This is a genomic window from Rhodothermales bacterium (assembly GCA_013002345.1).
Taxonomy (GTDB): Bacteria; Bacteroidota; Rhodothermia; order Rhodothermales; family JABDKH01; genus JABDKH01.
Genome location: JABDKH010000239.1, coordinates 1 through 8102, shown reverse-complemented (window position 1 = coordinate 8102; position 8102 = coordinate 1). Strand labels below are relative to the sequence as shown.

10 protein-coding genes are annotated in these 8102 nt (G+C 59.3%); 2 read left to right on the top strand and 8 right to left on the bottom strand.

Translation table 11 applies throughout. The features are described 5' to 3' along the window. Positions 1–21 precede the first annotated feature (21 nt). Positions 22–1314 carry a TolC family protein gene (locus HKN37_11805; GenBank protein NNE47331.1) on the bottom strand — a complete coding sequence of 431 codons (1293 nt, stop codon included), beginning with the start codon at positions 1312–1314 and terminating at the stop codon, positions 22–24. Positions 1315–2031: 717 nt separating this feature from the next. On the opposite strand from HKN37_11805, the gene HKN37_11800 reads away from it, so the two are divergent. After that, entirely contained in the window at positions 2032–2319 is a 288-nt protein-coding gene (locus HKN37_11800; protein NNE47330.1) for a DUF493 domain-containing protein, read from the top strand. A gap of 42 nt (positions 2320–2361) precedes the next feature. On the opposite strand, the gene HKN37_11795 is transcribed toward HKN37_11800, so the two are convergent. Beyond that, entirely contained in the window at positions 2362–2592 is a 231-nt protein-coding gene (locus HKN37_11795) for a hypothetical protein (protein NNE47329.1), read from the bottom strand. A gap of 248 nt (positions 2593–2840) precedes the next feature. Between HKN37_11795 and HKN37_11790 the strand changes: the two genes are divergently transcribed. Then, entirely contained in the window at positions 2841–3167 is a 327-nt protein-coding gene (locus HKN37_11790; GenBank protein NNE47328.1) for a hypothetical protein, read from the top strand. 15 nt (positions 3168–3182) lie between these two features. On the opposite strand, the gene HKN37_11785 is transcribed toward HKN37_11790, so the two are convergent. The 6 genes from HKN37_11785 to HKN37_11760 form a co-directional block, all read right to left on the bottom strand. After that, entirely contained in the window at positions 3183–3737 is a 555-nt protein-coding gene (locus HKN37_11785) for an HAD family hydrolase (GenBank protein ID NNE47327.1), read from the bottom strand. Positions 3738–3751: 14 nt separating this feature from the next. Next, a complete protein-coding gene (locus tag HKN37_11780; protein NNE47326.1) occupies positions 3752–4372 on the bottom strand; it encodes an SIS domain-containing protein in 621 nt (206 codons plus the stop codon). Then, on the bottom strand, positions 4369–5361 hold the full coding sequence (locus HKN37_11775; protein ID NNE47325.1) for a GHMP kinase: 993 nt from the start codon (positions 5359–5361) through the stop codon (positions 4369–4371). Before HKN37_11775 ends, HKN37_11780 begins: the two co-directional genes overlap by 4 nt. A gap of 81 nt (positions 5362–5442) precedes the next feature. Next, positions 5443–6150: an NTP transferase domain-containing protein gene (locus HKN37_11770; GenBank protein ID NNE47324.1), complete on the bottom strand. Its 708-nt coding sequence runs from the start codon at positions 6148–6150 to the stop codon at positions 5443–5445. After that, entirely contained in the window at positions 6147–7370 is a 1224-nt protein-coding gene (locus HKN37_11765; protein NNE47323.1) for a glycosyltransferase, read from the bottom strand. Before HKN37_11765 ends, HKN37_11770 begins: the two co-directional genes overlap by 4 nt. Before the next feature lie 192 nt (positions 7371–7562). After that, positions 7563–8102 (bottom strand): sodium/glucose cotransporter (locus HKN37_11760; protein NNE47322.1); only part of this gene is annotated, 540 nt, incomplete at its 5' end.

The window sequence follows — 8102 nt, the reverse complement described above, 5'->3', positions numbered from 1 at the left end:
GATTTTGCGTGTTCATTTCCATTACAGATCTATAGGTGTTCCGAGCACGCGATGCATGGTGGCAACGGCTTCGTGAAGGCGTTCGCGTACCGAGATTTCGTCGAGTTGAAGTTCGAACAGCATCCGTTCGGCATCGAGAAGATCAATGAACGCGGCCCTGCCGGTGGTGTACGCGGCAAGCGCTGCATCGCGCGTGATCTCGGCCTGTGGTACCAGGCCGCCGGAAAGGAGCTGCAGGTTCTGCTGCTCTAGCCGGATGCGGTGTCGCAGCTCCGTTGAGCGGAGTTGGACGTCGGTCTCGAGCACCCGTTGTTGCTCGTCGATGCGTTGCCGCTCAATCTCGCGTTGCTGGCGACGGGCGTGCAGGCTGGCGCGCCATATCGGGAGACGGATGCCGGCTCCAATCGCAAATGCGTTAGCACCGTCCGGCGACTGGGGAGGGCTCTCCTTCGCCACATCGATGTAGGCAATCTGCAGTGTCAGGTCGGGGAAGTATTCTTTGCGGGCAAGGCCGATGGATTTGTCCGCGCTGGCACGGGCCGCGTCAAGAAAGCTGAACTCGGGCCGCTGATTGACTGCCAGTCCGTACGCATCGTTGACGGCAAGTCGTTCGAGTGAAGCGGGCCGTTCGACGAGCAGCGTGTCAGCCAGCAGGTCGGGGCGATTCATCAGGCGTCCCAGCGTCCTGACGGCAGCGTGCCATTCTGCCCGGAATCTAAGCTCCCGCTTCCCGAGTGCGTGCTTTTCCAGCTGGGCGCGAAGAAGCGCCTGCTGCGGACCGCGGCCTACTTCGTACTGGGCTGCAGCGGCTTCCTCGAAGCGACGTACCTCCTCCCTGAAATCGCTCAGTGCCTGCAGCCCGTTCTGTATCGCAAAGAGGCGGGCGTAGGCCATCCTGACATGCAGGACGAGATCTTGCGCGACGGCCTCCGACTGATAGTGCGCACCCTGCGCGTTCAGGTCTGCGATTTCCTTCTTCAGCCTCCGTTTGCCCGGAAACGGAAACGTCTGCTCCAGCCGCCACTGTGATCGCTGGGTGCCGCGGGCGGTGTGTATTGGGCGAGGTGACACCGTGACCCCAAACATGGGGTCGCTCAGTGCGCCTGCCTGCGGGCCGATCTGCTCAAGCGCCTCCGCATCGAGGATCGCAATGGCCAGGTCGGGGCTCTCTGCCAGCGCCGTTCGTATGGTTGTCTCCAGAGGGAGGACGGCCGTAGCCGCACTCTGTGAGTGAGCCGGGGGGGCGATCGGGGCCATGAAGGCCACGCAGATCGCCACGAATAGCGACAGATGTCGCACGTGGACGGGGTTCATAAGCTACGTTGATCGTTTTTCGCGTCTGGGATTTGCAGTATCGAAGGGTGTCGGACCCTGCGACGGCGAATCGATCAACGAAGCAACGTAGAATTCAGCAGAAAGAGCGGGACGGGATGCGGGGCCGCTATACCCGGCGCAGACACTGCGCAGACGGCCGATCGCGGGCCAGGCGGCGCGTGCGCGTGCTGTACAAGAGCCGTTTGCCCCGTCAGCACATTCTGGGTCAACACAACGGCGGCCGACCCTGTACGATCAACGTCCGCCGAAGTGAGCTGGCAGCAGCCGGTATGGCCGGCTGTCACGAAAGCAGGTGGCGACGGGGATTCCGGGGCGGCGTCCTTGCAGCCGTGGTCCGTGCTTTCCCCGTGCGAGTGCTCTGCCTTGTGGCACATACAGTTGCGAGCCATTGCAGCGTCTTCTGTGCTGGCATGGCACGAGTGCCCCGCGAGCGGAATGGCACTCATCAATCCCATCGTCAGGACGACGATGCGTGCAACACTCCGATATAGACTACGCCTGGTCTGCATACTGTAGATTCTCCACGCCTCAAAACATCGACCAGGCCCCGGGGTTCCATTAATGGCACTCCTGGCCCGCACCCGCAGGGACCGGCTTTTCACCGAAACGCTTCGCGCGCAACCACGTTGGAGTGTCCTCGATGCAACTGTTCGCTCAGCGGACGATCACTCCAGCACCCGCCCCAGGCGGTCAATTATGGATTGCCAGAGAGCCTATCAAGACGACGAAGGTTGGTGGACGAACTTCCAGAAACTCCTCGACGACCAGAACAACTGGCCGACGGAATACCTGTTCAAGTTCATCGTCCCCCGCGCTGGTCTTGAGGCCATTCAACAGGTTTTCGGCGATCATCCCGTTACGGTGCGCGCCTCGTCACGCGGCAACTACGTGAGTGTGACCGCGAAGATGATGATGAACTCGAGCGACGAGGTGGTCGACGTGTATTCGGCGGCCGCAGAGGTCGAGGGGGTCGTCTCGCTGTAGCTCTAGCTCAGCAAGACGTCACGAAGGGGCGATCGGCTGGCCTCAGATTCGCTTGTATACCGCAGCGTCGAGGTGGGTCACTTTTCCGCCGGATTCCAGCGGTGTGTCGGTCACACTGAATTCGACCTTCATCTGCTGGTTGTGTGCCTGGACCAGCAACTGATTCAGCTCTTCGACGCGATGTCGTATCTCCTTTGAGAGCAGGAAATCCTGATCCCTCAGCAGGTAGTCGACAACCGCGTCAATGTTCTGTTCTTTCTGACTCGAATCCATGTGCTATGCGGCATTGGAGAAGCCTGATGTGCCCACCGTCGATGACTTCTCGTGAACTGTCGGCCAGCTCCCGGCGAACCGGATACTGCGGCCGAATCGTTAATTATCAAAAGTCAGGCCACAGATTCAATAACGGTGTAGAATGCCATTTTCGATGTATTTCGTTAAGAAATCGCCCTTCTGGCCGAAAATTCAGGCAGACTCCCGACCGAATCTGAGTCTCAACTTGGACACGTCCCGCGCCCACCATGAGCCGTCGAGCGTACTACGTCTACGTCATCGCCCTTGCTCCGGAAGTGCTGAATAACGCGAAATTCAGACGTCGAAATCCCCGCTCTTCCAGCCGTTCGGAATGCCTCTATGTGGGTTCTTCCGTGCACCCGCCTGACATGCGCTTCGAACAACATCTGAACGGCTACAAATCAAACCGGTTCGTTGAGCGGCACGGCATCGAACTCCGGCCCAAGCTGTACGATCGCTACAACCCTATCGATAGCCGGGTGGAGGCGGAGAAACTGGAGCGGTATCTCGCAGAGCGGTTGCAGACGCAGGGGTACGCCGTCTGGACCGGGTAGGCAATCTGCTGCCGACTAAAGAGTCAGGATCAGGTCCGTAGCCGTTGCAACGTCAGATGTCACGTGATCGGCCTCGGTCGTTTCCGTCTCCACTTCGCCGTATCCCGTCTGCACAAGGATTGTGGTCATCCCGAGCATTTCCCCGGGCTTCATGTCGATGTTCTTGTCTCCGACCACCACGCAGTTTTTCGCCTGGAGACCCCATTCCCCGAGGCCCTGTTCGAACATGCCCGTTGCAGGTTTCCGGCGGTGACTGTCCCGCCGGTATTCGGCAACCGTTCCGTCGGGATGATGGGGGCAATAGTAGAACGCGTCTATGTGGGCTCCCTCTTTCGCAAGCTCCCGGCGCATATGGTCGTGAAGTGCGCCAACGTCTTGCTCCGAATAGTACCCACGCGCAACACCTGCCTGATTCGTCACCACCAGGACGAGGATGCCGGCTTCATTGAGTCGCCGAATCGCCTGCGGGGCCGACGGTATCCATTCGAAGTCCTCGATCCGGTGCAGGTACTCGACTTCCTTGTTCAGGGTACCATCGCGGTCGAGGAAAGCGGCCTTAAACCGTGACATAGGCTCGTCCCGTCTTATCGAGTGCGTTGATCGCCGAAGATTTCTTGTTCAACGAGAGACCAGATGATGTGGGCGCAGACTTCATGGCCCTCCTGTACGCGAGCGACGTCAGTCGATGGAATGGTTACAACGAAATCGCAGCGCCCGGCCATCGGGTTGTCGCCGGAGCCTGTAAAACCGATGGTCGTCAGTCCGGATTTGGCGGCCACATCGATCGCTCGGAGTACGTTCTCGGACGTGCCGCTCGTTGAAATCGCGACCGCCACGTCTCCGTCGGTGGCAAGTCCGCTCAAGGGGCGGGCGAACACGTCGGCGAAGCCGTAGTCGTTTCCGATGGCTGTAAGCTGCGACGAGTTTGTGGTCAGTGCGATAGCCGGCAGGCTGGGGCGGTCGATGTAGTATCTCCCGGACAACTCTGCGGCCCAGTGCTGCGCGTCCGCGGCACTGCCGCCGTTGCCGAAGAAGAAGACGCGTCCTCCGTTTTGAAGCGACCCTGCAATGCTTGTCGCTATGGCCGCGAGGTTCTCGACATCCGCCCTGATCGCATCATGGACGGCAGCGGCGTCGTCGAGCTGACGCTTGATCCACGAGATGGCGTCATCGCCTGCGGAATAGCCACGGACTGTGTCGGTCATAGAATCCACTGCTGCATTCCCGAATCACTGAAACCGAAATGTACGACTTCGGCACCCTGCGATGTCAACGCTTCCATCACCTGGTGTCTGCGGTCGAACTCCGCGAAGAAGTACATGAAGCCGCCACCGCCGGCACCCGATATCTTTCCGCCCAGAGCCCCCGCCGATCGTGCCGCGGCATAGAGATTGTCGATAAACGGGCTTGAGATCTGCTGCGACAGCCTCTTCTTTATCTCCCACGCCTCATGCAGGAGCCGACCAAAGTCAGAGAGTTGGCCAAGCAGCAACAACCGCTTCATTTCTTCCGCCAGGGCCTTCGTCTCGGTGACCGCATCAACCGCATCGCTCGATTTGTCCGCGTAATTCTTTACCTGGTCCGCAATGATGTCGGACGACAGGCGACTCTTCCCTGTATACGCGAGCACGAGTGAGTACTCGAGTTCGCTGATCCACTCCGGAGGTATTCGAAGCGGATTAACCAGTGTCTCGCTCCTCTTGAATTCCATGAAGTTGATGCCGCCGAATGCCGCCGCGTACTGATCCTGGCGGCCTCCCTGAATTCCAAGATCGGATCGTTCGATTTCATACGCGAGTTTCGCGGTCTCGTATCGGGTCAGGCCCAGCCTGAGCCATCGATCGAACGCAGCCAACAGAGCGATGACCATCGTGGACGAGGCTCCAAGGCCGGACCCCGGCGGACAGTCTGCATGAGTAAACAACTCGAAACCGTGACGCAGGTCGCCCACTTTGAGCCGATTTATGACGCCCTTGGCAAGGTCCATCTGGTAGTCGTACGGAGGGACGTCGTCGCCGATGTTATACGAGACGGAGTCGCCGTAGTCGAGCGATCTAAGTGTGATGACGTCGGAATCGTTCGGGGCGATGGTGACGTACGCGTAGCGATTGATCGTCGCGTTCAGCACGCACCCGCCCCGCTCATCGACGTACGGAGGCACGTCCGAGCCGCCGCCTGCAAAGCTGATTCTCAGTGGCGCACGAGCGCGAATAATTCGTTTCACGGATCCGGCGAGTAATGTGATGAACAGAAATCGAAGCGTCGGAAAGATCTGCTACCCGAGAAGATCCTGAGCCCGAGTATAATCGTCAGGCGTCCCGATATCCAGAAACTGTGCCTGCCGAAACGGACATGCGAACAGACCGCGGCCTACCCATGCTGGCAAGACGTCCCGTTCGAGCGACACTGAGCGTTTCTCCGGCACTAATTCCAGAATCGGGCGCTCAATGACATAGGCACCGGCATTTATCCACGATGGTCCGGATCCTGAGGCTTTCTCCTCAAAGGTGGTGAGTTCACCAGTGCTGCTGTCAAACTCTACCGTGCCATATCGATCCGCAGCTGGGACCTCGACGACGGCCAGTGTACCCGCAGCGCGGCTCTCCCGATGGAAGCGGATAAGATGCTCGAGGTCACCAGAAAAGAAGGTATCGCCGTTCAATGCGACGAACGGAAACGTCAGCTTCGCTTCGTCACTCACGAATCGGAGCGCGCCGCCGGTGCCAAGCGGCTGGTCTTCCCGAATGCAGCGAATCTGCATCCCGTCATCAGTTCTATCATCAACAAACTGCTCTAGCATCTCTGATTTGTAGCCGGTGCTCAGTAGAATCTCTTGCGCACCGTGGTCGCGGAGTCGATCCAACAGGTGAGCGAGAAACGGGCGGCCGCTGATTTCTGCCAGAACCTTCGGAACGTCACGCACGACAGACTTGAGTCGCGTTCCCAGCCCGCCGCACAGGATAACGATCGGAATATCAATCACGAGTGAGTCTCCAAAGTCGCGTCAGCCAGGGCATCGATAATGGTTTGCGCGGAAGCCTCCCACGAGTGCTGCTGTGCGCGATCTCGAAGACTCGCCCGCTGGTCACTGCTGATCCCTTCGCGAAGCACCGACTGAATCCGCTGCACCCACTCCTCGGGCTCGTCCGACATCAGGCTGGGATATACGCATGCGTCTGCCTGCGCCGCCACCATTCGGGTCGCGAGAAAGGGCACACCGTGCGCCATCGACTTCAGGAGTTTCAGTTTGGCGCCGGTGGCGTAGCTGAACGGGAGAAGCGAGAACGTTGCGGACTCGATGAGCTCTTCCAGTTCGGCGTCCGGAAGATTCGAATGCAGCTGCCATCCGTGAGAATTGCAGAGTGCCATGACCTCGGTAGATGGTGAACTGCCCGCCACGTGGACTTCGAGGTCAGGCCCGAATGTCTTGAGCAGGAGAGGGTGGAAGCGTTCCCCGAAATGTGCGAGAGCGTCCCGATTCATGCGAACACCGAGCGACCCGACGAAGATCATTTTGACCGGTCGGCGCTCCGGCTCGACTGGCGGATTGAGGTCGGGTGGCAGATCGACCCCGATCGGTATCTGTGCGCATCGATGGCCGGGATACAGGCTATCGTAGCCTGCCCGGTCTTCTTCCGTCACATGCAGCAACAGGTATTCGTCGGCATGCGAACGGAAGAAGTCGTGCAGCCAGGCCTCCGAGTTTCGTGCTACGTGTCGGCCGAGTGGACCTGGCGTACTGACGGCGAGATCCCGGAACCACTTGAACTCGTCGTTGTGAGTCCAGACCAGACGAGTGGCCGGAATCTGCTCGCTGCGGATTTGAGTCGTGGCGCGCGTCGTCGTCATGTAGCTGTACAGGATCGTCCCGTATGTGTTCGATCCGATGAGTTCGGCTGCGCGACGTGAGAAAGCGGGTGTGACGAACTTCTCCAGATAGAAATGACTTCTGCGCAGGAGCGCCCGAAGTCCGGCGCTACTCTTGCTGCGCATCTCATTGGCAAACGGCAGGCGTCCGTGTTCTTCTCCGTTCCGGAACGAAACGACGACATCTTCCGCGATCAAATCCACATGCGCTACGTGACGCGACAGGCATTTCGCAATGCGATCCAGCGATATGTCCGAGCCATTGCGCGCCGGATACTGAAGATGCGGTGCGAGGACGATGCAGGGGGCCGTCGGATCGAAGGTTGGTGTTGCCACCCGTGTGAAGGTCAGTTAGTGATTCGAAGAGATACCGGAATATAGCCGACCCGTGAGCCGGGAAGTCTGAATGATTCGTGAGGTCATGGTTGACGACGAGGTTTCTTACACCGTGTCGTCCACGAGACCCGGCATCGAGTCGTCGTCAGAAGGCCGGATCGGACGTAGCGGCCTGGCAAAAACGACTCAAGGCTACCAGAATATCGTATACAGCGCGGCGGTGATCCCCACGATACCGAACGCGAGTCCGGCGAACAGCGGATCGCTCACGAGCATGTCGCGGCTGAGTACGATCCCGCGGTCGTGATCCTTGCCCTTGCCCTCGATCAACGAGATGACGACAATGAGCGCCACGGAAATCAGAAAAGCGACTCCCATGCGGTCGATGAATGGCAGGCCCGGAAGCGCGACTTTCATGAGCCACGAGATCGGAATGCTCAGGATGGCCGAGACGAGTGCGGCGTTTGGCGTCGACTTCTTCCAGAAGAGTCCCATGATGAAGATGGCCAGCACGCCCGGGCTCACCATTCCGGTGTACTCCTGGATGTACTGGAACACCTGATCGAGTGAGGCGAGCTGTGGTGCCAGCAACGCGGCGATGACCATGGCGACGAGGGCGACGATGCGCCCGACCTTTACGAGTTCGCCCTCGGAGCTGCCCTTCTTGAAGTAATTCCGGTACAGGTCCATCGTGAAGATGGTCGACGTGCTGTTCATCATCGAAGCGAGCGA

Bases quoted from the DNA above. Each gene is read 5' to 3' on its own strand.
- HKN37_11805 (NNE47331.1), bottom strand. From the start codon at position 1,314: ATGAACCCCGTCCACGTGCGACATCTGTCGCTATTCGTGGCGATCTGC.
- HKN37_11800 (NNE47330.1), top strand. From the start codon at position 2,032: ATGGATTGCCAGAGAGCCTATCAAGACGACGAAGGTTGGTGGACGAAC.
- HKN37_11795 (NNE47329.1), bottom strand. From the start codon at position 2,592: ATGGATTCGAGTCAGAAAGAACAGAACATTGACGCGGTTGTCGACTAC.
- HKN37_11790 (NNE47328.1), top strand. From the start codon at position 2,841: ATGAGCCGTCGAGCGTACTACGTCTACGTCATCGCCCTTGCTCCGGAA.
- HKN37_11785 (NNE47327.1), bottom strand. From the start codon at position 3,737: ATGTCACGGTTTAAGGCCGCTTTCCTCGACCGCGATGGTACCCTGAAC.
- HKN37_11780 (NNE47326.1), bottom strand. From the start codon at position 4,372: ATGACCGACACAGTCCGTGGCTATTCCGCAGGCGATGACGCCATCTCG.